Below are 23781 nucleotides of genomic sequence, written 5' to 3' on the forward strand. Positions count from 1 at the left end.
GGGCTGTTCACCGCGTGCGCTGTCGAGCCAGCCACATCAGACGAGGCCGTGAGCCAGAGTTGGGCGGCGATAGAGGTGCCACGTGGGTTGGATTTCGGCGGGGCCTTTGGCTACTTCAACAACGGTGTGCTGTCACCGAATCCGGCGACCGGCGCCGCCTCCTGCCCGGAGGGCTACACCCAGACACAGACCTATGGAAAGTCAGGGCTGGACTGGCCGGTATACATCTGCCACCGACCCTCCGAGGAGGGGCGCGCCTCCCTCTACGACTTCGGCGGCATGTGGGGGCACGTCAACAGGAACCAGGTCCTCAACCCCATCACCCAAGCGGCCCGGTGTCCGGCTGGCTATACAGAGCAGAAGTTGCTCGGCACGAACCAGCAGGATTACGGGCTGCATCTGTGTTACCGGCCGCATGTCCCGGGAGTGCCCTCGGAGTACCGCTTCGGCGGCGCACATGGGCACATTGAATCCGCGGCCACGAAGAACCCCGCGACCGGTGCGGCGTCATGCCCGAATGGCTTTGAGCAGACGCAGGTGCTCGGCACCCACAACGTCGACTACCCACTCTATTTCTGCATGGCCCGAGCGTCCCATTGGGACTTCGGCGGCTTCATCGGCACGCGCAACGGCGGTGAGCCTGTCCTGAACCCCGCGACGGACGCGGCGACCTGTCCGGACGGCTATACGCGGACGCAAGTGCTGGGCACGGGCGCCGTCGACCAACCGCTCCACCTCTGCGCCCGCCCCAATTGGGATGGCACCGAACCGGCGCTCGACTTCGGCGGACTGTGGGGCTTCGTCAACGACACCGCCGTGAACAATCCGTATACGAATGCGCAAACCTGTCCGGCAGGGTTCACGGCCCAGAAGGTCCTCGGGACGACGGGGCAAGATCACGACCTCCACGTCTGCTACCGGCCCCATGTCCCCGGAACGGGCCCGACGCTCCCGTTTGGTGGCCTCTGGGGTCACGTCGAGGGCACCCAGGTGCCGAACCCCGTGACGGCCGCCGCGTCGTGTCCCAAGGGATTCACTCCGAAGCAGGTGCTTGGCACGTCCGGTGTCGACGCGGCACTGTACCTCTGCGAGCCGCATTCTGATGCCTTGGAGTTCGGCGGAGCCTTCGGCTACTTCAACAACGGTGTGCTGTCGCCGAATCCGGCGACCGGCGCCGCCTCCTGCCCGTTCGGGTATACCCAGACGCAGGTCCTTGGGACCTGGGGGACCGACTGGGATGTCCACATCTGTCAGCGGCCCGCACGCGAGGGGAGCACTCCCCTCTACGACTTCGGCGGCATGTGGGGGCACGTCAACAGGAACCAGGTCGTCAACCCCATCACCCACGCGGCCCGGTGCCCGGCTGGCTATACAGAGCAGCAGTTGCTCGGCACGAACCAGCGGGATTACGGACTGTATCTGTGTTACCGGCCGCATGTCCCGGGACGGATTCCCGAGAATCGCTTCGGCGGCATGCATGGACATGTCGAGCGGCTCCCCGTGGCCAACCCCGCGACGGGCACGACGGCATGTCCGCCTGGCGCGGTAGAGGCGCAGGTACTGGGGACCCATGGCATGGACTATTCGCTGCACTACTGCATGACGCGCGCGCCGAAATGGGACTTCGGTGGAGTCTTTGGCTATCTCAATGGTGGCAGCCCTGTATCAAACCCAGCGACGGGTGCCCCGTCCTGCCCGGGCGGATATGTCCAGACACAGGTGCTGGGCTCCAGCACCATGGACGCCCCGCTCTTCCTCTGCTCCCGGCCGAACTGGGACAACGCTGAACCCGCGCTCGACTTCGGCGGCATGTGGGGCATCGTCAACGCCGCCTGGGTGAACAACCCCTACACGAATGGGCAGTCCTGCCCGGCGGGCTTCGCCGCGCTGAGAATACTCGGGACAGCGAGACAGGACTCGGACCTCCATGTCTGCTACCGGCACCACGCGCCCGGGATAGTGCCTCCGTATCCGTTTGGCGGCATGTGGGGCTACGTCAACGACGCTCCGGTGTCGAACCCCACGACGAGCACCGCCTCATGCCCCACGGGCTTCATCCCAAGGCAGATACTAGGGACCGCGCACATCGACCACCCAGTGTACTTCTGCGAGCTGCCGGCCAAGAGCCTGGACTTCGGCGGAGCCTTTGGCTTTTTCCACAACGGCACGCTCTCACCGAACCCGGCGACCGGCGCCGCCTCCTGCCCGGAGGGCTATACTAAAACACAAGCGTATGGCACCCATGGGCGCGACTGGAGCGTACACTTCTGTCATAGGCCGTCCCTGGAGGGAGAGGCTCCGCTCTACGACTTTGGTGGCATGTGGGGCTATGTCAACAACACCCTGGTGAGGAACCCAATCACAAACGGCGCCAACTGCCCGGCTGGATATACCGACCAACTCCTGCTCGGCACGAGTCGCCTCGATCATGAACTGCACGTCTGTTACCGGCAACATGTCGCGAACTCACCGGCGGCCGCCCGTTTTGGTGGCATGTATGGATATGTCGAGCAAGCCCCTGTCCCGAACCCCGCGACAGTCACCACGGAGTGCCCGAGCGGATTCGAGCAGACGCAGGTGCTCGGCACCCACAACATCGACTACCCGCTCTACTTCTGCATGGCCCGGGCGCCCCATTGGGACTTCGGTGGCTTCATCGGCACGCGCAACGGCGGTGAACCTGTTCCGAACCCCGTGACGAACGCGGCGACCTGCCCGGACGGCTATACGCGAACGCAGGTGCTGGGCACGAGCGCGGTCGATCAGCCGCTCTACCTCTGCACGCGTCCCAACTGGGGGGATGCCGACCCGGCGCTCGACTTCGGCGGAATGTGGGGCTACGCCGACGGCGTCGCGGTGAACAACCCCTATACGAATGCGCAGACGTGTCCGGCGGGGTTCATCGCCCAGAAGGTGCTCGGGACCACCGGGCAGGACTACGACCTCCACGCATGCTACCGGCCCCACGTTCCCGGGCAGGCCTCTCCGTATGCGTTCGCGGGCCTGTGGGGCCATGTCGAAGGAGCCCAGACACCGAACCCCACGACAGGCGCCACGTCGTGCCCTCGTGGGTTTGCCCCAACGCGGGTGCTGGGCACCCAGGGCACCGACTATCCGTTGTACTTCTGCGAGCTACTCCAAACGAAGTTCGCGCCCCGGCTGCGCTTTGATGGGTCCGCGCGCGGCTACCCCATGTCGGCCCAGGTCTTCTATGACGCGGCGGTCGTGAACCCGCAGCAGGGCATCATCCAGAACACGGACGCCACGACACTGGGAACGGGGACGATTCCCACGTACTACCAGCTCATTGAGTGCGGCCAGCAGGTGCGCATCAAATACTGGTGGTTCTACGGCTACCAGAGCACCTGCGACGACTTCGGCAATGGTGCCCACCACGGCGACTGGGAAGATGTCACGGTGACATTGAGTGAGGACAAGACGACCATCGCCGCCGTCACCTTTTCGATGCACGGCAAGTCCTATACGCGGCTCGCCAGCCGTGGAGGCTTCCAGGTGGAGAACGGCACGCATCCCGTTGTCTACGTAGGGAAGAACTCTCATGCCGCCCACTACAAGCAAGGTGGGAGCGGCGTGACGGACAACTGCCTGCCTTGGGAGGAGTACCGCAACAACTCGACAGGCACGCACCTGGATAGCTGGCTGAACCTGGTGAGCCTCGACACAGGAGCCGAGCCCTGGATAATGGCCGACCGCATCAACAACTTCGCGTGGGGGTACAATGGAGTGAATACCCACCCGACTCGCTCCGGCCCCAGTTGCCGGATGAATGCCGCCAATTGGTCCGCCAATGTACCGACCTGGTGGCACAGCCAGTGCAAAGCGGGCGACCGCGACGACGGGACGACTTGCCACTCCGCGTGTCGCTCCGGGTATACAGACATGGGGCTGACGTGTACGAATTGGAGCATCACCTCGCTCCACACGTATGGGCAAAACATCTATCGGTATGACTACACACTGCCGACGTCGGACCGCGGACTCTTGATTGGAGATCCGCGCTGATGCTGCCGTGGGCGGCCCCTTCAACACCGAGGCGCGGCCCGCAGACCGTTGACCAGGAGTTCAACGGCAACTGACGCCGCCTCACTGGCGTCCAGACCAGCGGGTCGCGGTCCGCAATCCATCTTCTCATGGCTGTCCATCCTCCCAGAGGCAGCCATGAGAAGATGCTTCATCCAGACACGACGGCCCAGACGGAGTCGTCGCCGAGCAGGAAGGCGGCGCGAAGCGCCCTCTGCGGCCTCCTGGATGCACTCGGCCACCGGAGTGACTTCTTCGGTGGGTACAACAATGAGCACCACCATGGCGGCCGGGCGCCCCGGGCCGAGGTGCTCGTCGAGTCCTACGCCGCGCCCCCTGAGCGATTCCTTCGCGGCGTCCCCATGTCGAAGGCCCCGCCAACCGTCATCTGGATGAACGCCCCGCGCGACGCGCCTCCTCACAGGGGCTGCGCAGTGCTCTTTCGGGCTCGCTGTCTCACTCGCGCTGACAGGTTCCGCGGTCGCCCATGCCTGTCCGCCGTCCATCACTGGCGGACAGTGACATCCAAGAATCTGTCCACCAGACGCAGGGCAGCCCCACCGGCCGTGGTGGCTGGGCAACGCGCTTCCTACCTGTGCGCGCGCTCCCATGAATGCCCTGCTGCTCGCAGCCCTGCTGTCCCACGCCTCCAGCCTCCTGCTGGCCCAGGCGGGCCCCGGCACCGACGCGGGCGTGGAGCCACCCGCGACCCGCGCTCCCGTCCTCTCCCCGGAGACACCCGAGCCGCCGCGGTTCCCGGTGTCCGACCCGCTGCTGGAGCCCATTCCCCCGGCCGAGATGCAGGTGGCGACCTGGGACGAGGCGCTGCACCTGCTGCGTCAACGCTCCACCAGCCTGTACACCGCGCTGGCCCAGGTGGAGTCCGCGGCGGGCGTGCAGCGAATCGCCCTGGCCGCATTGCTGCCCACGCTCACCGGCACCGTCTCCGTCCAGTACAACGTGCTCAATCCCAACGCGACGCCGCTCCTGGGTGGTGGCGGCGGTGGCGGCGGCGTGGGAGGCGGTATCGGCGGGGGCATTGGCGGCGACGTCGGAGGCGCCCAGTCACCGGGCCTCACCCGCCCGCCTTTCCTGGGACTGCTGAACGCCACCCAGCCCCTGTTCAACCTCCCGTCCATCATCGCGCTGGGCACCGCGCGCGAGGCCCGGCGCACCGCCAACCTGTCGCTGGCGGAGACGCGGCGCCAGCTCACCAGCGCGCTGGCCCAGTCACTGGTGCTCGTCGCCGCGCAGGAGCGGATGGCCGAGGTCAACCGCGTCAACCTGCGCACCGCCCTGGAGCGGCTGGCCCTCACGGAGCGCCGCTTCGAGCTGGGCGCGGGCACGCGGCTGGACGTGGTGCGCGTGCAGCAGGACACGGAGACGGCGCGCAACCTCGTCGTCCTGGGTGACGAGACCCTGCGCAAGGCCCGCGAGACGCTGGGACTGGTGCTGGGCATTCCTCAAGGCGTGGGACTGGTCCGGGGCGTCCAGTTGGAGACCCTGCTCCAGCACTCGCGGCGGGACTGTCAGCAACTGGAGTCGCTCGACCGGCGCGCGGACATCGCGGTGGCGCGCTCGCGGCGCACGCTGGCCGAGCGGCAGGTGTCGGAAGTGAAGGCGCGTTATGCCCCGACGCTCGCGCTGACCAGCACCACCCTGGCCCTCACCGTGGAAGAGGGCTTCGTGACGGTGCCGGTGTGGAACATCGGCGCCAGCCTGGTGCTGCCCTTCTGGGATGGCGGCGCGCGTGAGGGCCAACTGCGGCAGACGCGCGCGGGCGTGGAGGTGGCGAAGCAAGGGCTGGTGGAGTTGGAGCGCACGGCCTCGGTGGAGGTGCTGCAGGCCCGGCGCGCCGTGGAGGTCGCGGACGCGGCCGCGCGCATCGCGGGCCGGGGACGCGCCCTGGCCGAGGAGAACGACCGGCTCACCCGGCGCAGCTTCGAGGTGGGAACGGGAACCAGCCTGGAGCTCATCCAGACAGCGTCGGACCTCCGCCAGGCGGAGCTGCTGCTGGTGGTGCGCGAGTTCGAGCTGGAGCAGGCGCGGGTCGCGGCGTTCCTCACGGAGGCGGCATGCGATTGGTGAGGACGTGGAGCACGGGGCTCGCCGTACTGCTCCTCGCGGGCTGCCGCTCGCAGGGCGACTCGGGGCCGCAGGGGGGCCAAGCGGCCACGAACCAGCCCATGCCGGTGGAGGTGGAGCGCCTGGCCCCCGCCGAGGTGCGCGAGTCCAACGAGTACCTGGGCGCGCTCATCTCCCGCAGCAGCATCACCGTCTATCCGCAGGTCGCCGGCTACGTGAAGGCGATTCCGCTCGAGCCGGGAGCACGCGTCGAACAGGGGGAAGTGCTGCTCGTGGTGGACCCCCGGCGAGAAAGCGCGGGCCTGCGCGCCACCCAGGCGCAGCAAGCCGCCGCCATGGCGCAGCGAGAGTACGCCCAACAGACGCACAAGCGCAGTGAGCAACTGCTGAAGGAGGGACTCCAGAGCCGCCAGGACTATGACCAGGCGGTGGCGCAGGCACTGCAAGCCGAGGCCAGCGCGCGCGCCATCGAAGCCCAGGTGCAGGCCCAGGAGGTCCAGCTCGGCTTCTACGAAGTGAGCGCGCCCTTCGCCGGCATCGTGGGCGACTACCCGGTGAACGTGGGCGACTTCGTGACGCAGCAGACGGCCCTCACCACACTGGACCAGAGCAACACGCTGGAGCTGTCCGTCCAGATTCCCGTCGAGCGGGCAGGCACCGTCCGGGTGGGCACCACGCCAGTGGAGGTGTTGGACCCAGAGGGCCGGCTCGTGGTGTCAGCACCGGTGTTCTTCGTGGCGCCCACGCCCAACGCCACCACGCAGTTGGTGGAGATACGCGGTGTCTTCGAGAACACCGTGGGCCTGCGCGCCGGACAGTTCGTGCGCGCCCGGGTCGTCTATGCCACGCGGGAGGCTCTGCGCGTCCCGACCTCCGCCGTCACCCGCATCAGCAGCCAGTCCTTCGTCTTCGTGGTGCAGGACTCGGACGCGGGCACCGTGGCGCAGCGGGCGCCGGTGAGCCTGGGCCTCGTCTCCGGCAATGACTACGAGGTGACGGGCGGACTGGACGCGGGCACGCCCGTGGTGCTCAGCGGCATCCAGATGCTCCGCGATGGCCAGCCCATCCAACCCAAGGCCCCCTCGCGCAAGCCACCTCAGGGCGTGGGCGGCAGCGGGACCGACGGCGGCACCCCGCCGGCACAGTGAGGGGCCGCCATGTTCACCGACTTCTTCATCCGCCGTCCCGTCTTCGCCAGTGTGGTGTCCATCATCATCACCCTGGTGGGGGCCATCTCCATCCCCAACCTGCCCGTCGAGCAGTACCCGGACCTGTCCCTGCCCGTGGTGCAGGTGACGGCGACGTACATCGGCGCCTCCGCGGAGACAGTGGAGAGCGCCGTCACCACCGTGCTGGAGCGGCAGCTCAACGGCGTGGAGGGCATGCGTTACATCGCCTCCACCAGCAGCAACACGGGCGTGAGCACCATCACCGTCACCTTCGACCCGGGACGGGACTTGGACATCGCCGCGGTGGACGTCCAGAACCGCGTGGCCACCGCGTCCGCGCAGCTCCCTGCCGCCGTCAACGCGCTGGGCGTCACCATCACCAAGGCCCAGACGCAGCTGCTCATCGCCTTCGGCCTGTTCGACGAGGAGAACCGTTACGAGACGGGCTTCCTCAGCAACTACGCGGACGTCTTCATCCGGGACGCGCTGCTGCGCGTGACGGGCGTGGGCGACGTGCGGATTTTCGGTGAGCGGCGCTTCGCCATGCGGCTGTGGCTGAACCCCACGGAGTTGGCCCGGCGCGGGCTCGCCGCCACGGACGTGGTGAACGCCCTGCGCGCGCAGAACGTTCAAATCGGCGCCGGACAGGTGGGCCAGCCGCCCGCGCCGCCGGGACAGACGTACCAGTTCACGGTGCGCGTGCTGGGGCAGCTCACGTCGGCGGAGGAGTTCGGCAACATCGTGGTGCAGCAGGGGCCGGACGGCTCGCTGGTGCGGCTGAAGGACGTGGGCAGCGCGGAGCTGGGCGCGGAGAACTACGGACAGCTTCTGCGCTTCAACGGCCGCGAAGCCGTGGGCCTGGGCATCTTCCAGCTCCCCGGCTCCAACGCGCTAGACGTGCGCGACGGCGTCGTCGCCGAGCTGGAGCGGCTCAAGGGCAACTTCCCACCGGGAATGCGCTACCAGCGCGCCTTCGACACCACGGCGGCGGTGCAGGCCTCCATCGAGGAGGTGCTGGTGACGCTGGGCGAGGCCATCTTCCTGGTGGTGCTGGTCATCTTCATCTTCCTGCACGGCTGGCGCAGCGTGCTGGTGGTGGCCACCACGCTGCCCGTGTCGCTGGTGGGCACCTTCCTCTTCGTCAACGCGTTCGGCTTCTCCATCAACACGCTGACGCTCTTCGGCCTCACGCTGGCCACGGGCCTGGTGGTGGATGACGCCATCATCGTCATCGAGAACGTCGAGCGCACCATGGAGCAGGACAACGTGGGCCCTCGCGAGGCCACCCACCGGGGCATGAAGCAGGTCGCCGGCGCGCTGGTGGCCATTGCCCTGGTGCTGTCCGCGGTGTTCGTGCCGGTGTCCTTCTTCCCCGGAACCACCGGCATCATCTACCGGCAGTTCGCCCTCACCCTGGCCTTCTCCATCAGCCTGTCCGCGCTGGTGGCGCTCACCCTGTCCCCCGCGCTGTGCGCCATCCTGCTGCGGCCCCACGAAGGCCAGAAGTGGAAGGTCTTCCGCATGTTCGACCGGGGGCTCGACGCGTTCCGAGACGCCTACGGCCGGATGTTGGCGAAGCTCATCGGACCGCTGCGCTGGCCGGTGGTCATCGCCTTCGTCGTGTGTCTGGCCGGCACCATCCTGGTGTACCGCCTCACGCCCACCGGCTTCATCCCGGGCGAGGACCAGGGCTACCTCATCATCGCCGTGCAGGGGCCGGAGGGCACGTCGCTGGACTACACGCGCAATGTGCTGCTCCAGGCGGAAGACGTGCTGCGCCAGCAGCCGGAGGTCGCGGGCATCTTCACCGTGGGCGGCTTCTCGCTGCTGGGCACGGGCGTCAACTACGGCACCCTCTTCGTCAACCTGCACCTGTGGGATGAGCGCAAACGGCCGGACCAGAGCGTGGCGGGACTGGTGGAGCGCCTGAGACGCCCGCTGAGGGCCATTGGCGGCGCACGCGTGTTGCCCTTCGAGCCCCCCGCCATCCGCGGCGTGGGCAGCGTGGGCGGCTTCGAGTTCGTGCTGGAGGACCAGCAAGGTGGCCGAACGCTCGCTCAGCTCGCGCAGACGACGGACATGCTGGTGGGCGCGGCCAGCCAGGACCCGGGCCTGCGCGGCGTCTTCTCCTCATACACAGCGAACACGCCCCTCCTGGACGTGCAGGTGGACCGGGAGAAGGCCCTGGCGATGGGCGTCCCGCTGGATGGCGTCTTCTCCACGCTGCAAGTCTATCTGGGCAGCCAGTACGTGAATGACTTCACCTTCGCCAGCCGCGTGTACCGCGTGTACGTGCAGGCCGCCGTTCCGTTCCGCAACGAGCCGCGCGACATCGACGCGCTCTACGTCCGCTCCGCGAAGGGAGAGATGGTGCCGCTGGAGTCGCTGGTGCAGGTGCGGCCCATCACCAGCGCGCAGAACATCCAGCACTACAACCTGTACCGCTCGGCGACCATCAACGGGCAGGCCGCGCCGGGCTCCAGCTCCGGGCAGGCCCTGGACGCGATGGATGCGGTGGCGCGCAAGACGTTGCCCGTGGGCTACACCTTCGAATGGACGGGCCTGTCCCAGGAGCAGCAGGAGGCGGGCCGCAGCGTGCTGCTCATCTTCGGGCTGGGCGTCGTCTTCGTCTACCTGGTGCTGTCCGCGCAGTATGAGAGCTTCGCCCTGCCCCTGGTCATCCTCCTGGGCGTCCCCGTGGCCATGCTGGGCGCGCTGGGGCTGCAGAATTTGCGCGGCCTCCAGAACGACGTGTTCTGCCAGGTCGGGCTCGTCATGCTGGTGGGTCTGGCCAGCAAGAACGCCATCCTCATCGTCGAGTTCGCCGAGCAGCTCCGCCACGAAGGTCGGAGCGTCGTGGACGCCGCCATTCACTCCGCCCAGACGCGCCTGCGGCCCATCCTGATGACGTCCTTCGCGTTCCTCATGGGCGTGGTGCCGCTGATGCTGGCCTCGGGGGCGGGGGCCTCCGCGCGCAAGTCCCTGGGCACCACCGTGTTCGGCGGCATGCTGCTGTCCACCTTCGTGAACCTCATCTTCATCCCCGTGCTGTACGTGGTGCTGGAGACCGCCAGGCTCCGCGTCCGCCGGCATGGCGATGTCAACACGCCACCGCCCTCCGTCCGCCCACCGGAGCCCCACGCACCCTGAGTGCTGACCAGGGGCCTGAGGGGCCCCTGGATGCCCCGCCGGAGGGGCTTCGTTATCCTGCGGGGTGCCATGTCTCACTTCCCGTCACGCGACGACCGGCGGCGCCAGCGGCTGTATGCGCTCAAGCGTGCGCCCGGGCTCCGTCACCATGGCAACACCGCGCTGCTCCAACTGCTGGGCAAGGGCCAGGACGTGTCCTGGGCTCGCGGCCAGGTGCTGTGCCGGGAAGGCGAGCCCCCCGAGGGCTTCTCCCTCCTCCTGGAGGGCGAGTTGGAGGTCATGCGCGGTGACGCGCTCCTGATGACGCTCCAGCCCGGCACGCCCCTGGGACTGGAGGCGCTGTCGAGCGGCAGCAACGCCTTCACCATCCGCGCGACGACGGACTCCGAGGGCCTCTTCTTTCCGAAGGACGCTGTCGCGAGCCTGCTGCACGCACCCACCGGCGTGCAGGAGCGGCCCCGTCCGCCAGCGGAGGTCATCGCCTTCGAGAGCGACGTGCGCGGCGCGCCCCTGTCCTCCCTCATCGAGTTGGTGGCGAAGGTCATCCACCGCGACTTCGGCGACCGCGTGCTGCTGCTCCGGAGCGCACCGGGCGGGCATGACGCGCCCGTCACGAAGGGGGCGGATGGCGTCCTGCGCGCCACGCTGCCTCCAGCTGAAGCTGGCGGTCCCGGCCTGCTGACCCCATCGGTGCTCCAGCGGCTCACGGCCGAGCACGGCCTCCACTACGTCCTGCTCGACGGCTGCGGCGTGGCGGACGTCGGGATGACAGGCAAGACGGCGCGGCTGGTGACGACGTTGGACGCGCGGCAGACGTCGGCCCCTCGCGTGCTTCCCACCATGGTGGTGGACCCCCGCCGTGCGTCACGCGAATCAGCGCTGAGTGGCCAGTCCCTGCATCCCCAGTGGCTGCCGCCCTGCCCCTTGCGGTTGAGCCTGGACAGGATGGCGCGGGTGCTCGTGGATGACCGACCGCTGGACACCACGATGCTGAGCCCCGCCGAGCAGGACGCCCTCTCCCGCTGGGCCCGTGCCCTCACCCACCGGCGCGTGGGCCTGGCGCTCAGTGGCGGTGGCGTGTGGGGCTTCTACCACGTCCACATCCTGCGCTGGCTGGTGAGCCAGGGCGTGCCCATCGACATCGTCAGCGGCGCCAGCATGGGCGCGCTGGTGGGCGCGTACTTCTGCGGCAGCGCGCTGGATGGACATGACGGACTGGAAGGACTGCGACGGCTGGAGGAGCGGGCCATGAGCCGACAGCTCACCCTGGCCGCCACGGCCGCCATCGTGACCACGTATTCGCTGGAGCGCTTCGTGGAGCAGGACCTGGGCCGGCTCTGCCTGGAGGAGCTGGCCATCCGCTTCCTGCCTGTCACGACGGACCTGACCAGCGGAGACTGCGTGGCGCTGGAGCAGGGGCCGGTGGCCCTGGGGGTGCGCGCCAGCGGCTCGGCGCCGGGTATCTGGGGCCCCACGGTGGTGCCTCCCGCGCGGTACGTGGACGGGGCCTTCACCAGCATGGTTCCCGCGCACGTGCTGTTGAATGCGGGCGCGGACGTCATCTTCTCCAGCAACATCTTCCCCTTCGGCGTCCGGCATGCGTCCCCTCAGCGGCGGTCCGGCCTGGGGCGCTTCCTGGCGGGACTCAATCCGGTGGCCCGCGCGCTGGACCTGGCGGCCAGTGGCGTGCTGCTATTGCACCGCAGTGGTGACGTGGAGAGCCTGCTCGCGGACGTCCGCTACGACATCCAATCCGCGGAGGCACCGCTGCTGACCGCCATGGAGTTCACCAAGGCCCGGGACATCCTCGGACGGGCGGCGGCGGATGCGTCGCTCGCGAAGCGGCTGGAGGAGATGAAGCAGCACTGGCTCCAGGTCAAGGCCCGGGGTGCCCGTGCCCACGCGCATCCAGGAGGACAGCAAGCCGCATGATTCCCGTTCGCATCCTGGGCACCGCCAGTGTCCTTCCCGGCCCCGCAGTGACGACCGCGGAGCTGTGCGCGCGCGTGGGACGTGACGCCGCGGAGGTGGAACGGAAGACAGGCATCCTCACCCGCCACTTCGCGCCACCAGGGACGAAGGCCGCGGACGTGGCGGCACAGGCGCTGCGGGGCGCGCTGGACGCGGCGGGGCTGGAGGCCCGGGCCCTGCGCCGAATCCTCTGCGTCACCTCCATGGGCGGCGACGTCACCACGCCCGCCACCGCCAACCGCGTGGCCGCGGCGCTGGGCCTGTCGGGAAGCTGCGACGCGATGGACCTGAGCAACGCCTGCATGGGCTTCCTGAGCGCCTTCGACCTGGCGGCCCGCTCGGTGGCCACGGGGCTGGGGCCGGTGGGCATCGTGTCGGTGGAGCTGCTGTCGCGCACCACCACGCCCGAGGAGCCCCGCCCCTACCTGGTGCTGGGCGACGCCGCCGCCGCCGCCGTGATGGGCACGGGCCGTTCGGGAGAAGGCGTCCTGGGCGTGGCCCTGGGCAATGACGGCACGCTGCCCACGGACGTGGTGCTGGAGAACCCGACGGCCACCGGCAAGCTGGAGCGGATGCGCTTCCTGACGCCCAGCCAGGAGATGACCCGCGTCGCGCTGGGCGCGCTGGTACGGGCGGCGCGCGCGGCGTTGGACGAGGCGGGCGTGGCCCTTCGCGACGTCGAGTGGGTGCTCACGCACCAGCCGAATGGCAGCATGCTGGAGGCCATCCTCCAGGCGCTGGAGGTGTCACCGGAACGCAGCGTGCGCGTGGTGGACACGGTGGGCAGCGTGGGCTCGGCCTCGCTGGGAACCAGTCTGGACCGGCTGCTGCGCACGCGTCCGGTGAAGCCAGGGCACCGCATCCTCCTGGTGGGCGTGGGCGCGGGCGTGGCCCACGGCGCGGTGTTGTACCAGGTGGGCGGATGAAACAGGCGGGCGGTTGGCCCCTGACGGCATGGCTGACCACGTTCCGGCTGCTGCGCCGGTATCACCGCTACGAGGTGGTGAACCTGGAGCCGCTGCTCCGTCCCGGCGCGAAGCTCATCGTCGGTTACCACGGGCGGCCCCTGGCCGTGGACCTGTGCATGCTGACGGTGACGCTCCACGAACGCCTGGGCTATCTGCCGCACGGAGTGGCGCACGGCGCGTTCAATTCAATTCCGGGCATGCGCACGGTGGCGGACGGACTGGGCTTCGTCACGGGGGATGACCCGCGGCTGGCGGAGGCGGTGGCGCGCGGCGAGCACGTGTTGTTGCAGCCAGGAGGCACGCGCGAGGGCTGCCGTGACTTCCGCCACCGCTACCGCGTCGACTGGGGCGAGCGCATGGGCTACCTGCGCCTGGCGGTGCGCTACCGGCTGCCGATTGTCCCCGTGGGCGGCAGCGGCATGGACGACGCGTACGTGGGCCTCAACGACGGGTACGCGCTCGGCCAGCGGGTGGGGATGCCCGCGCGGCTGCCGCTGTGGCTGGGCGTGGGCGCCACGGGCCTGTGGCCCTTGTCGCTTCCCTTCCCCGTGAAGATGACGCAGTGGGTGGGCGAGCCGCTGACGCGCCACCTGGAGCCAAACTTCGACGCGGGCAACCGGGACGCGATGCGAGCGGTGCATCAGGAAGTGGCGGACGCGGTGCAGGGGCTGCTCGACAGGGCTCGCGACGTGGACAAGGGCAGCACACGGAAGGCGGTGCAATGAGGGAAGGTGAGGGTTCCGAGGCGCGACAGTGGGCGCTCATCCTGGGAGCTTCGTCTGGCACGGGCGCGGCCATCGCGGAGGCGGTGACTCGGAAGCCCGGGTTGAATGTCTTCGGTGTCCACCGGGGCCGGTACGCGGAAAGTGCCGTGCAGTTGGAGCAGCGGGTGCGGGACGCCGGTGGACTCGGTGTGATGTGGCAGGCGGACGCGTCGTCTCCAGAGGCTGCTGAGGCAGGCGTGGCGGCGCTGCGGGAAGTCGCCGGGCCCCGGAGCGTGAAGCTCTTCGTGCATTCGATTGCGGGGGCATCGGTGGGGCGATTCCTGTCCGAGGGCGAGGACCGGCTGCACGCGCGGCGCATCCGCCGGACCTTCGACACGATGGCGCACTCGTTTGTCTTCTGGGCGCAGGCCCTGGTGAATGAAGACATGTTGGCGCCGGAGGCCCGGCTTCTCGGTCTACAAAACCCGCTGGATGAAACGCACCTGGGGAACACAGGACTCATCAGCGCATCGAAGGCGGCGCTGGAGATGTACGTGCGCTACCTCGCCATGGAGCTGGGCCCGCGAGGACACCGCGTCAACCTGCTGAAGTTCGGCACGGTGATGACGCCCGCGCTGAAGCACGTGTACTCGCCCGGGGCCCTGGCGCGCCTGGAGGCGGCCCACGCGAGGATGAATCCCGCGGGACGCATGGGCACCGTGGAGGACGTGGCCCGCTTCGTCACGGTGCTCGCCGGCGAGGAGGCGGGCTGGTTCAACGGCGCCACCATCGACTTCACCGGTGGGATGACGCTGCGGCTGTTGGACCTGGTGCTGAATCCGTGAGGTCAGCCCTGTCCGATGGCCGAGAGACAGGGCTCGGCATCTCCCCCAAGACAGACATGTACGTCGGCCGTCAGGCCCGTGCGTCTTGCTCCGGCATCCGGAACGACAGACAGTAATAAAACGGCGCCACCTGCTCCTCGGTGACGTCGAACGCGCCCGGAGGCAGCAGCTCCCGGGGGCAGTGTGGATCCCACGAGTAGAACGTCATCGCGCGGAACGCGGCGCGCTGGAACAGCGAGGGCCGGAAGGCCGGGTCCATCTGCTCGTCCACGACCACCAGCGGCGTGCCCGGCTTCGCCACGCGCGCCATCTCCGCCAAAGCCCGCTCGGGTGCCCTGTAGCCGCCAATGCCGCCCACGTGAAACACCCGGTCGAACGACGCATCCGGGAACGGCAGCGCGTGCGCATCCGCCATCATCAGCCGCACGCCCGCATAACCTCCAGACCGCAGCCGCCGCTTGCAGTGCTTGAGCATGCCCTCGCTCAGGTCCACGCCCCACACGTCCACGTCGAGCCCCGGCGGCAAGCCATCACGCAGGAGCGGCAGGTTCGCCCCCGAGCCCACGCCCACCTCCAGCACCCGCACCGGGCTGCCGTCCTCGTGCGGCGTCAGCGAGCCGAGTTCCACGCGGCGCATGTATCCCGCGCGCATCCGCGCTTCCGAGACGGATTGAAACAACGGCGTCAGCAGCGTCGTCAGCGGGTCATGCAGCACCGGGAGCCCGTCGTAGATGACGCGCATCAGCCGGTCCGTACCGCGCACCGCGTCCTCGCGATACAGCCGCGCCATGCCGCGCGCCACGCTCCACGCCTCGCCGCAGCCACCGCAGCGCAGCCACCCGTCGCGGATGCGGCCATCCGCCTCGAGCCCGTGGAACACCAGCGCCCCACCACAGGCCGGGCACGACAGCAACGCCACGTCCCGGACACTCACACCGTTCATGAACGCGCGTGCGCCTCCGCGCGGGCCTGCTCATCCCGCATGCCCAGCCGGGTGAACGACTCCACCGCGCGCTGCTGATGGACACACCGCGCCGGGTCCTCCGATGGCAAGTGCCTGGCCAGCGCCAGCCGCGCGTGGGCCTCCTCGAAGGATTGTCCCTTTCTCGATGCGACAGCGATACACCGTCGCCACGCCTCGAAGGCCCGCGTGGCGTCGCCTTCCAGCCAGGCCTCCCGCCCACGCCACAAGCGCGCCGCGGCCTCTCCAAAGGGGAACACCTTGGCGAAGACCTCCGCCTCCCGGCGCGCCGCCTTGGCGCTCGCCACCAGCGAGGCATCCGTGCCCCGCTCCCACAGCGTCAGGAGCACCTCCGCCACCGACATCACGCCGAAGTAGACGAAGTGCGCCACTGGCTTGCCGGACGACATTCTCGCCAGCGCCTGCTCCGCCGCGGCCCGGGCCCCTTCCGCGTCACCTTCACGCAGCCGCAACAGCGCCAGCGTCCCCTCCACGATGATGCGGTCCGTCTGCCCGCCCTGCGCCTCCGTCCACGCCAGCGTCTGGGCCAGCGCGGCGCGAGCCTTCGCGTAGTCGCCCAGCCGCAAATGGATGTGCGCCTGGTAGTGCAACGCCCAGTGCTCCGTCTGGAGCGCCCCGCGCCGCCGCGCCGAGTGCTCCAGCCACGCCATCAGCGGCAGCCCCCGCGCAAACTTCCCCTGGTAGCACGACACCACCGTCAGCAGCGCGCGGCACTCCTCCGCCAACCGCACGTCGCCCACCGAGTCGACGATGCCCATGGCCCGCTCCAGCCACGCCTCGGCCTCCGCCCACCGCGCCACGTACGCGCCATACACGGCGTTGCGGCACAGCACGAAGGCCAGGTCCGCGGGGTTGCCCACGCGCTCGGCCACCTCCAACGCGCGGCGGGACCACGTCTCCGCCACCGACCGGATGGGCAGCGTGCCCGCCACCACCGCCATGCTCGTGTAGCCCCGCGCCAGCTCCGGCGACGCGCCCGCCGGCTCGCACAGGTTCAACGCGCGCAGGCCGGACCAGAGGACGGGCAGCGCCTGGTGCGCATAGATGAACGCATCGAGCAGCCGCATCAACAGCCGACCCGCCACGCGCCGCACCCGCCGCCGCTCCTCGGTCTCCTCGTCGTAGTCCTCCGGCCGGGAGCTCTGCGCCAGCCGCAGCAGGCCCTGCCCCAGCGTCCCCAGCGCCCAGCCCATGCGGCTGGACGGCACGGGCCAGCCGAAGTGCCGCAGCGAACGCTCCGCATGCTCACGGAAGGACTGGAGCTCCCCCAACTGGAAGCGCGTCTCCGCCAGGAGTGCCTCCAGGTGCCCCAACGTCATGGCGTCGCCGCCCACTTCGGTCACCCGCGTCAGCGCCCGGGTGAGGAAAGGCAGTGCTTCGCGGCAGGCGCCCACGCGAAGGGCATCCTCGCCCGCGCGCTGCGCATAGCGAGCCTCACGCAGCGCGTCCCCGGCCATGCCCCAGTGGTAGGTGAGCGCCGCCGTCCACTCCGCCCGCTGCCCATGCGCCGCCTCCATCGCCAGCGCGGCGCGCTGGTGCAGCGCGGGCCGCGCATCCACGGGCAAATCATCCAGCACCCCTTCGCGCAGCTTGTCGTGCGCGAAGCGCCAGCGCCCATCCGCCACGTCCAGCACCGCCGCCGCCGCGCAGTCCGTCAGCCAGTGCTCCACGTCCACATCCGGCGCGGCCTGTTGGAGCAGCGGCACATCCACCTGCCGCCCGACGATGGCGGCCACCTGCAGCAGCTCCCGCGAAGGAACCGGCACCTTCTCCAGCCGCCGCTGCACCAGCCTGCGCACGCCACCAGCGAAGACTCGCTCCGGCAGCGCCATGTCGCCAAGCCGGTCCAGCCCTCCCGCCTCCTCCGCCAGCGCCCGCACCACCTCCACGAGGAAGAAGGGATTGCCCTCCGTCTCGCGCAGCAACAGGTCCACCAGGTGGGGACGGGCCCCGGGTGCCCCCATCATGGACTCACTGAGGATGGAGACCTCCCGAGCGTCCAGCCGAGGCAGCCGCAGCAGCGGCAGGCCCGGCAGCGCCGCGGGAAGCGAAGGCGCCTCATCGTCACGGAAGCTGCCGATGAGCAACAGGCGCAGCGCCAACGCCCGCGCGGCGAGCCGAGAGAGCAGATGCAGCGACTCATCGCCCGCCCAGTGCAGGTCCTCCAGCACCACCACCACGGGCTGAGTCAGCCGCGCGAACACGTCCTCCACCACCTGGAGCAGCCGCGCCTGCACCACGTCCGCGCCCACTTCGGCGGGGTCCGCGACGGGGTGCCCCAACAGCGCCTCGATGTCCGGCACCAGCGGCTTGAGGATGCTGGCCTCGCGCTCGCTCAGCGTGGTGAGGATGGCCAGCCAGCGCAGCACCGGGCGCCATTCCTGGTACGGACTGCCGCCCGCCGCCACGCCCTGGCCCCGCAGCACCACCGCGCCCTTCACCAGCGCCAGCGCACGCAGCTCCTCCAGGAGCCGCGACTTGCCCACGCCGCTCTCCCCACCCACCAGCCACGCGCCGCCGCGGCCCACCATCGCCGACTCCAGCACTGTGGACAGCCGCGCCTGCTCCGCCACCCGGCCCACGTAGCGCGCGGCCTGGAGGAAGCTCTCGCGCGTGGCGGCGGACTCGGGCGGCACCGGCTCACCGGTGGCGGCGCAGAGCTCGGCAATCACCGCGTCCGCGCTGCGGGGCCGCAGCTTCGGGTCCGGTGACACCAGCCGCTCCAGCACGGCCTTCAGCTCGGGCGGGAAGTCCGGCGGCGAGGGCACCTGTCCGGCATGCGGCAGCCGGCCGAACATCATCTGGCTGGCCATGGCGCCCACGCTGAAGAGGTCCGTCACCTCCGAGGGCGGCTGCTCCTCGAACAGCTCCGGCGCGAGGTAGCCCGGCGTGCCGCCCGGCTGCGCGTGGTGGACGTGCTCGCGCCCCACCGCCAGGCCGAAGTCCAGCACCTTCACCTGCCCGTGGGCCACCAGCACGTTGGCGGGCTTGAGGTCACGGTGGATGATGCCGCGCCGGTGCAGGTACGCCAGCGCCATCAGCGTCTGCACCAGCAGCCCCACCTGCACACGCAATGGCTGCCCCGTGCCCGCCTGCACCAGGTGCCGAGCGTCCTCCAGCAGGTCCATGGCCAGATAGGGCCGGTGCTCGGCGTCGAAGCCGTAGTCCAGCACGCTGATGACATGCGGATGGCGCAGCGAGGCGAGCGTCTGGAACTCGTGCGCCAGCGACAGCGCCAGCTCATGCCGGGCGATGGAAGACGGCGTGTACTCGCCCTCGGGCAGCCGAGGCAGCCGCGCCAGGTCCTCCAGCGTCTGGTGCAGCCGCTTCACCGCGACGGGGCCCGCCAGCAGGTCCTGCGCGCGCCACACCGTGCCCGCACCGCCCCGGCCCAGGAAGTCGAGGATGCGGTAGCGCCCACCCACGACCTCGCCTTCCGCGTGGCGACGCGTCGCATCCTCCGGCCGGTGCCGGGTTTCATGAGGAAATTGCCGCATCAGAGGGGGGCCGCCCGCCCCCGATGATAACGGGAACCCCTGGTGGCGGTAGGACTGATTCCAGACGCACCGTAATCCCCGGCTCACCGGGCAAATAAGGCGAGCCCGGGCGGCAGGTCAGCCACTACCCAGGCGCGGGCTCAGCCCCCGCCGAAGACACTGGCCAGGCTGCGGCCCCCCTGCACGGCGCCGTAGATGATGACGGTGAAGTAAGTGAGCGACCCCACCGTCATCCCATGCCCCATGAGGATGAAGTAGCCGTCGCGCTGCAGGATGCCGATGGCGAAGAAGAGCGCGGCCAGCGCGGGCAACGTGTTGCTGAAGGGAATCAGGCCGAACGGCATCATCAGCAGCACGCCCGCGAAGAAGAGCATGAAGCCGTTGAAGCGGTTGGTGCTGGAGCCGTGCGTGAGCGCCAGCAGCCGCGGCTTGCTCATCTTGTCCACGTACTTGGTGAAGACGTCCGCGCCCTTGTCCAACGCCGGGGCCAGGTTGGTGCGCAGCAGCGGCTTGTCCAGCAGCTTCCGGGGCAGCCAGGGCGTCCGGTTGAACGTCACGCCCACGCCGATGAGGACGATGAGCAGGCCGAACACCGTGGACACGCCCGGAATCGACACGGGCAGCAGGAAGGGGAAGGTCAGGATGCAGCAGAAGAGCAGCAGGCCTTGCTCACCACACGCCTGCATCAGCTCCCGCACCGTCAGGGATTCGGGCAACCGCGCGGACAGCGCGCGGAGGGTGGCGGAGAGCTGGGCCTGGGTGTCCGAGAAACCCGTGGACGAAGAGGGGGTGGGCGAAGGCGTCGACATTTCAGGCCGTCACTACCACGCCCTCCCCGTCAATGCTCAGCTCCAAGCGATGTCGTACACCGCTTCCTCGCCCTCCCTCCGGACAATCTGGACCGAGGGGTGTTTGGCCCCGCTGGCCTCCAGCCCCGCCAGGAAGAGCCCCACGTAGAAGCCCGCCACCACCACGGGCCGGCAGGTCAGCTCATACCGGGTGGGCCCCAGCTGCGCCATGTGCGTCTCCAGATAGTTGGTGCCCGTGCGCAGGTTGCGCGTCATCCGCGCCAGCATGCGCTGCGGCCCCAGGAGCCGCACGGTGCCTAGCAGCGCGTTGCCGATGAGCGTGGAGCTGAAGCCCTCCACGAAGCGCCGCCCCACCACCGCGGCGGCCTCGTCCAACGGCGCCTCCGGTGCCAGCGTGGCCGCCGCGACCTTCAGCGCGGCCACCCAGATTTTCAAGGGATAGGCCAGGGCCAGTGAGCCCCGGGCGTCGAGGCCCACCTCGCGCAGCCGGCATACACACGCGTCATCCAGGTCATCGCCCAGGGCGCGAAGCAGCCCCTGGAAGCTCTGCTGGAATACAAGGGGTTCGGGATTTTCCAAGGCGCGGCAATGTATCGCCTGGATGACAGCGCCTCAACCCGGTGGGTGACTGTCTATCGATGGTTATTCAACACCCGGCTTGGGGCGCGGCGTGTGCCTCATTCGACACGGAGCGCCACGCCGCGCTGGGCTCTCGCGACGCAGTGTGATGAAGAGCCGACGGCCCGCGTCATCCCGTAGGCTTGCTCGACACGCCGCCCGTCTTCGCTGGAGTCCGCCATCATGAACACGCCCCCTCGTCACCTCTTCGTCGCTGGCGCCACGGGTGCCACGGGCCGCACGCTGATGCGACAGGCGCTGTCGCGCGGTGCGCCGCCGGTCCTCGCGCACGTCCGGCCGAAGAGCGCGGACAGCGATTTGGTACGCCCGTGGCCCCACAAGGCCGTGGTGGAGCTGTCCGACGGTGAGGCGCTGGTGGAGATGATGCGCGGCTGCACCACGGTGCTCCAGTTGATTGGCACCATGCGCAAGCGCTTCGGGTCGGGCGACACCTACGAGACGAGCGACATTGGCACCACGAGGCAGCTCGTGGAGGCGGCGAAGCGCGCGGGTGTGGACCACCTGGTGCTGCTCAGCTCCGTGGGCGCGGGCCGGCCGGTGGGCGCGTACCTCAAGGCCAAGGCGGAGGCGGAGCGGCTGGTGCGCGACAGCGGCATCCCGTGGACCGTGGTGCGCCCGCCCGCCTTCGAGGGCGAGTACCACCACATCAACCCCGTGCTGCGAGCCCTCACCCGCCTGCCGCCATTGCGGAACATGCGGCCCATCCACCTGGACCAGCTCGCCGCCGTGCTGCTGCGTGTCTCCGAGCAGCGCGCGCCGCTGAACCAGGTGCTGGAAGGCGACACGCTCTGGGCCGAGGTCGCCGCCGCGGGCGCCTGAGCCGTCCTCCGGCGCAGGGCCTGTGGAGTACGTGCTTCAGCGCAGCGAGTCCCAGTGGCACATGGGGTTGGAGCCGCCGGTGAGCACGCGCCAGCCATGCATGATGACCCACAGTTTCCGGTACTGGGAGGGGTCCTGGTTGGACCACCAGAACGGTGACGCGTTGGGGCGCTTGTTCAGCTCGTGGAACGGGCGGTACAGCACCCGCGTCAACGACCGACTCAGGCAAAGCAGGAACAGCCAAACATTTGCATCCGGCGTCATTTCTCGATGCAAACGTTGATTGCTGAGGGCAGCGCGGCGAACGGAGTACCACCAGGATCAACTGCGGACGAATGACCCGCTACTACTTGCTGGAAGAGGACAGCGCCGCGACGGCCCGCCACACCGGGGACTTCAACGCGACACACCGGTGGAAGCTGCCAGGACTCCTGGCCTGCCCTGGCTGTGGCGCAACGTGGGCGAGCGTCGGCCACTACTACCCCGCTGACTGGAGGGCATTCGCTTCCGCGAACTTCCGTTGCGATGAGCATGGAGTCCAGCGGGAAGGCCCTTGAAGCGAGCTCCGGCGACCGGCTGGCACAATGCCTTGCTCCTCGCTCCCCGCACCGGCAAGGTCATGCGCCGAGCCCGGGCGCCGTGCCGGGTGCGCCAGTCCCCCTTCACGGCCAGGAGGACACTCGGTGATGGTGAAGGCCGTGTCACACAAGTGGGAGTTCAAGGCGCGCTTTCGCCGTCACGCCTTCGGCTGGAAGTCGCAGCCGGCCATCACCCGAATCAAGCAGGCGGTGACGGAAATCAAGCAGGCCGCCAAGAAGTCCCCCGTGCTCGCGGCGGAAGGCGCGGTCCTCTTCATCGAGCGCGTGTCCCCCGCGCTGGCGCACGTTGATGGCTCATCGGGTGCCATTGGCGCGGCCGTCAACCATGCCATCGACGCGCTCGTGCCCCTCATCGCGAGCGCGCCCGTGGATGCGGTGACCCGCGACGCGTGGCTGGAGCGGCTCTGGGAGGCCTACCAGGCCGACGACATCCCCTACATCGAATCGCTCGGCAACCACTGGGGCGCGCTGTGCGCGGCGCCAGACGTCGCCTCGGCCTGGGCCGACAACCTCATCGGCACGGTGCGGCTGTCCTGGTCGCCTTCGCCCGACCTGCGCGGCTTCTTCAAGGGCACCACGAATTGTCTGAGCGCGCTCGTCGCCGCCGGGCGCTACGACGAGGTGCTCGCGCTGCTGGAGCTGGCGCCGTACAAGATGTGGCATGACCGCCAGTACGGAGTGAAGGCGCTCGCGGCGCAGGGCCGGACGGAGGAGGCCCTCCGCTACGCCGAGGCGGAGCGCGGGCTGAACGACGCCCCCTTCGCCGTGGCGCGCGCTTGCGAGGCCCTGCTGCTCGCCGCGGGGCGCGCCGAAGAGGCGTACCAGCGCTATGGCCTCCTCGCGAACCAAGGAGGCACCTACCTGGCGACCTTTCGCGCCGTCGCCAAAAAGTATCCTCACAAGGCCGCGGGCGAGGTGCTCGCGGACCTCGTGAGCAGCACACCGGGGGACGAGGGCAAGTGGTTCGCGGCCGCCAAGGACGCGGGCCTCTACGACGAGGCGCTCGGCCTCGCGCGCCAGACGCCTTGCGACCCGAAGACGCTGACGCGCGCGGCCCACGCCTTCGCGAAGACGCAGCCCACCTTCGCCCTGGAAGCGGGCCTGCTCGCGCTCCATTGGCTCGTGCAGGGCTATGGCTACGAGGTCACGCGTCTCGATGTGTACGACGCGTACCAGGCGACGCTCGCGGCGGCGGAGCGGCTGGGCGACACCGCTGGCGCGAGTGCCCGCATCCGGGCACTGCTCGCGGCGGGAGGACCGGGGCAGGACTTCGTGGCGAAGGCGCTCGCCAGGGAGCTGGCTTCGTAGAGGCCCTGGACACCATGCAACGACGCCCCCGATACCGAGGACGTGCCGTGCGCGGGGAGCGCGCCTCGACGCTCGTGGAGGCCCTGGCCGCGCTCTCCACGGAGGAGCTGCGGACCTTCGTGAGCGATGCGCTCGACCGACTCGATGAGGGGCCCCGCGCGGACCTCGAAGACCTGCTGCTCCAGCGTGCTGCCC

Annotated in this window: 16 protein-coding genes; 11 read left to right on the top strand and 5 right to left on the bottom strand. The window is 69.5% G+C overall.

Going from position 1 to position 23781, the window contains the following annotated elements:
• Nucleotides 1-48 precede the first annotated feature (48 nt).
• From OZ403_RS38105 to OZ403_RS38140, 8 genes are all read left to right on the top strand, one after another.
• Complete coding sequence (locus OZ403_RS38105; protein ID WP_268783064.1) at nucleotides 49-4023, top strand: hypothetical protein; 3975 nt, start codon at nucleotides 49-51, stop codon at nucleotides 4021-4023.
• 627 nt (nucleotides 4024-4650) lie between these two features.
• Nucleotides 4651-6129, top strand: a complete 1479-nt coding sequence (locus OZ403_RS38110; RefSeq protein ID WP_268783065.1) for a TolC family protein — start codon at nucleotides 4651-4653, stop codon at nucleotides 6127-6129.
• Nucleotides 6117-7274, top strand: coding sequence for an efflux RND transporter periplasmic adaptor subunit (locus tag OZ403_RS38115; RefSeq protein ID WP_268783066.1), 1158 nt, complete (start codon nucleotides 6117-6119; stop codon nucleotides 7272-7274). Before OZ403_RS38110 ends, OZ403_RS38115 begins: the two co-directional genes overlap by 13 nt.
• 9 nt (nucleotides 7275-7283) lie before the next feature.
• Nucleotides 7284-10445: an efflux RND transporter permease subunit gene (locus tag OZ403_RS38120; RefSeq protein WP_268783067.1), complete on the top strand. Its 3162-nt coding sequence runs from the start codon at nucleotides 7284-7286 to the stop codon at nucleotides 10443-10445.
• 69 nt (nucleotides 10446-10514) lie between these two features.
• Nucleotides 10515-12377, top strand: coding sequence for a patatin-like phospholipase family protein (locus OZ403_RS38125; protein WP_268783068.1), 1863 nt, complete (start codon nucleotides 10515-10517; stop codon nucleotides 12375-12377).
• A complete protein-coding gene (locus OZ403_RS38130) occupies nucleotides 12374-13342 on the top strand; it encodes a 3-oxoacyl-ACP synthase III family protein (protein WP_140796084.1) in 969 nt (322 codons plus the stop codon). The genes OZ403_RS38125 and OZ403_RS38130 overlap by 4 nt, the downstream gene beginning before the upstream one ends.
• Nucleotides 13339-14109, top strand: coding sequence for a lysophospholipid acyltransferase family protein (locus OZ403_RS38135; protein ID WP_140857953.1), 771 nt, complete (start codon nucleotides 13339-13341; stop codon nucleotides 14107-14109). Before OZ403_RS38130 ends, OZ403_RS38135 begins: the two co-directional genes overlap by 4 nt.
• Entirely contained in the window at nucleotides 14106-14933 is an 828-nt protein-coding gene (locus OZ403_RS38140) for an SDR family NAD(P)-dependent oxidoreductase (protein ID WP_268783069.1), read from the top strand. The genes OZ403_RS38135 and OZ403_RS38140 overlap by 4 nt, the downstream gene beginning before the upstream one ends.
• A gap of 70 nt (nucleotides 14934-15003) precedes the next feature.
• Here OZ403_RS38140 and OZ403_RS38145 read toward each other — a convergent pair whose 3' ends face one another.
• Genes OZ403_RS38145 through OZ403_RS38160 form a run of 4 tightly spaced genes read right to left on the bottom strand, consistent with a single transcriptional unit; the run spans nucleotide 15004 to nucleotide 20800 of the window.
• Entirely contained in the window at nucleotides 15004-15876 is an 873-nt protein-coding gene (locus tag OZ403_RS38145; RefSeq protein WP_268783070.1) for a methyltransferase domain-containing protein, read from the bottom strand.
• The gene (locus OZ403_RS38150; protein WP_328285493.1) at nucleotides 15873-19499 is read right to left on the bottom strand and encodes a protein kinase domain-containing protein; all 3627 of its coding nucleotides are present in this window, start codon (nucleotides 19497-19499) and stop codon (nucleotides 15873-15875) included. The genes OZ403_RS38145 and OZ403_RS38150 overlap by 4 nt, the downstream gene beginning before the upstream one ends.
• 53 nt (nucleotides 19500-19552) lie before the next feature.
• On the bottom strand, nucleotides 19553-20221 hold the full coding sequence (locus OZ403_RS38155; RefSeq protein WP_011557171.1) for an exopolysaccharide biosynthesis protein: 669 nt from the start codon (nucleotides 20219-20221) through the stop codon (nucleotides 19553-19555).
• 36 nt (nucleotides 20222-20257) lie between these two features.
• A complete protein-coding gene (locus OZ403_RS38160) occupies nucleotides 20258-20800 on the bottom strand; it encodes a DUF2378 family protein (protein WP_268783072.1) in 543 nt (180 codons plus the stop codon).
• 222 nt (nucleotides 20801-21022) lie between these two features.
• Here OZ403_RS38160 and OZ403_RS38165 point away from each other — a divergent pair, with 222 nt between their 5' ends.
• A complete protein-coding gene (locus OZ403_RS38165) occupies nucleotides 21023-21679 on the top strand; it encodes an SDR family oxidoreductase (protein ID WP_140878015.1) in 657 nt (218 codons plus the stop codon).
• Between the two features lie 36 nt (nucleotides 21680-21715).
• Here OZ403_RS38165 and OZ403_RS38170 read toward each other — a convergent pair whose 3' ends face one another.
• Nucleotides 21716-21892, bottom strand: coding sequence for a hypothetical protein (locus tag OZ403_RS38170; RefSeq protein WP_268783073.1), 177 nt, complete (start codon nucleotides 21890-21892; stop codon nucleotides 21716-21718).
• 122 nt (nucleotides 21893-22014) lie between these two features.
• Between OZ403_RS38170 and OZ403_RS38175 the strand changes: the two genes are divergently transcribed.
• Nucleotides 22015-22236 (top strand): double-CXXCG motif protein, encoded by a 222-nt coding sequence (locus OZ403_RS38175; protein ID WP_140796092.1) that lies wholly within the window; start codon nucleotides 22015-22017, stop codon nucleotides 22234-22236.
• A gap of 129 nt (nucleotides 22237-22365) precedes the next feature.
• Complete coding sequence (locus OZ403_RS38180) at nucleotides 22366-23586, top strand: hypothetical protein (protein ID WP_140800855.1); 1221 nt, start codon at nucleotides 22366-22368, stop codon at nucleotides 23584-23586.
• The last annotated feature ends 195 nt before the right edge of the window (nucleotides 23587-23781 follow it).

It is taken from the genome of Myxococcus sp. NMCA1 (assembly GCF_026810205.1).
Classification (GTDB): Bacteria; Myxococcota; Myxococcia; order Myxococcales; family Myxococcaceae; genus Myxococcus; species Myxococcus xanthus_A.

Coding starts and splice junctions, on each gene's coding strand:
- OZ403_RS38135 (WP_140857953.1), top strand. CDS start 13,339: ATGAAACAGGCGGGCGGTTGGCCCCTGACGGCATGGCTGACCACGTTC.
- OZ403_RS38155 (WP_011557171.1), bottom strand. CDS start 20,221: ATGTCGACGCCTTCGCCCACCCCCTCTTCGTCCACGGGTTTCTCGGAC.
- OZ403_RS38175 (WP_140796092.1), top strand. CDS start 22,015: ATGACCCGCTACTACTTGCTGGAAGAGGACAGCGCCGCGACGGCCCGC.
- OZ403_RS38115 (WP_268783066.1), top strand. CDS start 6,117: ATGCGATTGGTGAGGACGTGGAGCACGGGGCTCGCCGTACTGCTCCTC.
- OZ403_RS38110 (WP_268783065.1), top strand. CDS start 4,651: ATGAATGCCCTGCTGCTCGCAGCCCTGCTGTCCCACGCCTCCAGCCTC.
- OZ403_RS38125 (WP_268783068.1), top strand. CDS start 10,515: ATGTCTCACTTCCCGTCACGCGACGACCGGCGGCGCCAGCGGCTGTAT.
- OZ403_RS38140 (WP_268783069.1), top strand. CDS start 14,106: ATGAGGGAAGGTGAGGGTTCCGAGGCGCGACAGTGGGCGCTCATCCTG.
- OZ403_RS38180 (WP_140800855.1), top strand. CDS start 22,366: ATGGTGAAGGCCGTGTCACACAAGTGGGAGTTCAAGGCGCGCTTTCGC.
- OZ403_RS38165 (WP_140878015.1), top strand. CDS start 21,023: ATGAACACGCCCCCTCGTCACCTCTTCGTCGCTGGCGCCACGGGTGCC.
- OZ403_RS38130 (WP_140796084.1), top strand. CDS start 12,374: ATGATTCCCGTTCGCATCCTGGGCACCGCCAGTGTCCTTCCCGGCCCC.
- OZ403_RS38120 (WP_268783067.1), top strand. CDS start 7,284: ATGTTCACCGACTTCTTCATCCGCCGTCCCGTCTTCGCCAGTGTGGTG.
- OZ403_RS38145 (WP_268783070.1), bottom strand. CDS start 15,876: ATGAACGGTGTGAGTGTCCGGGACGTGGCGTTGCTGTCGTGCCCGGCC.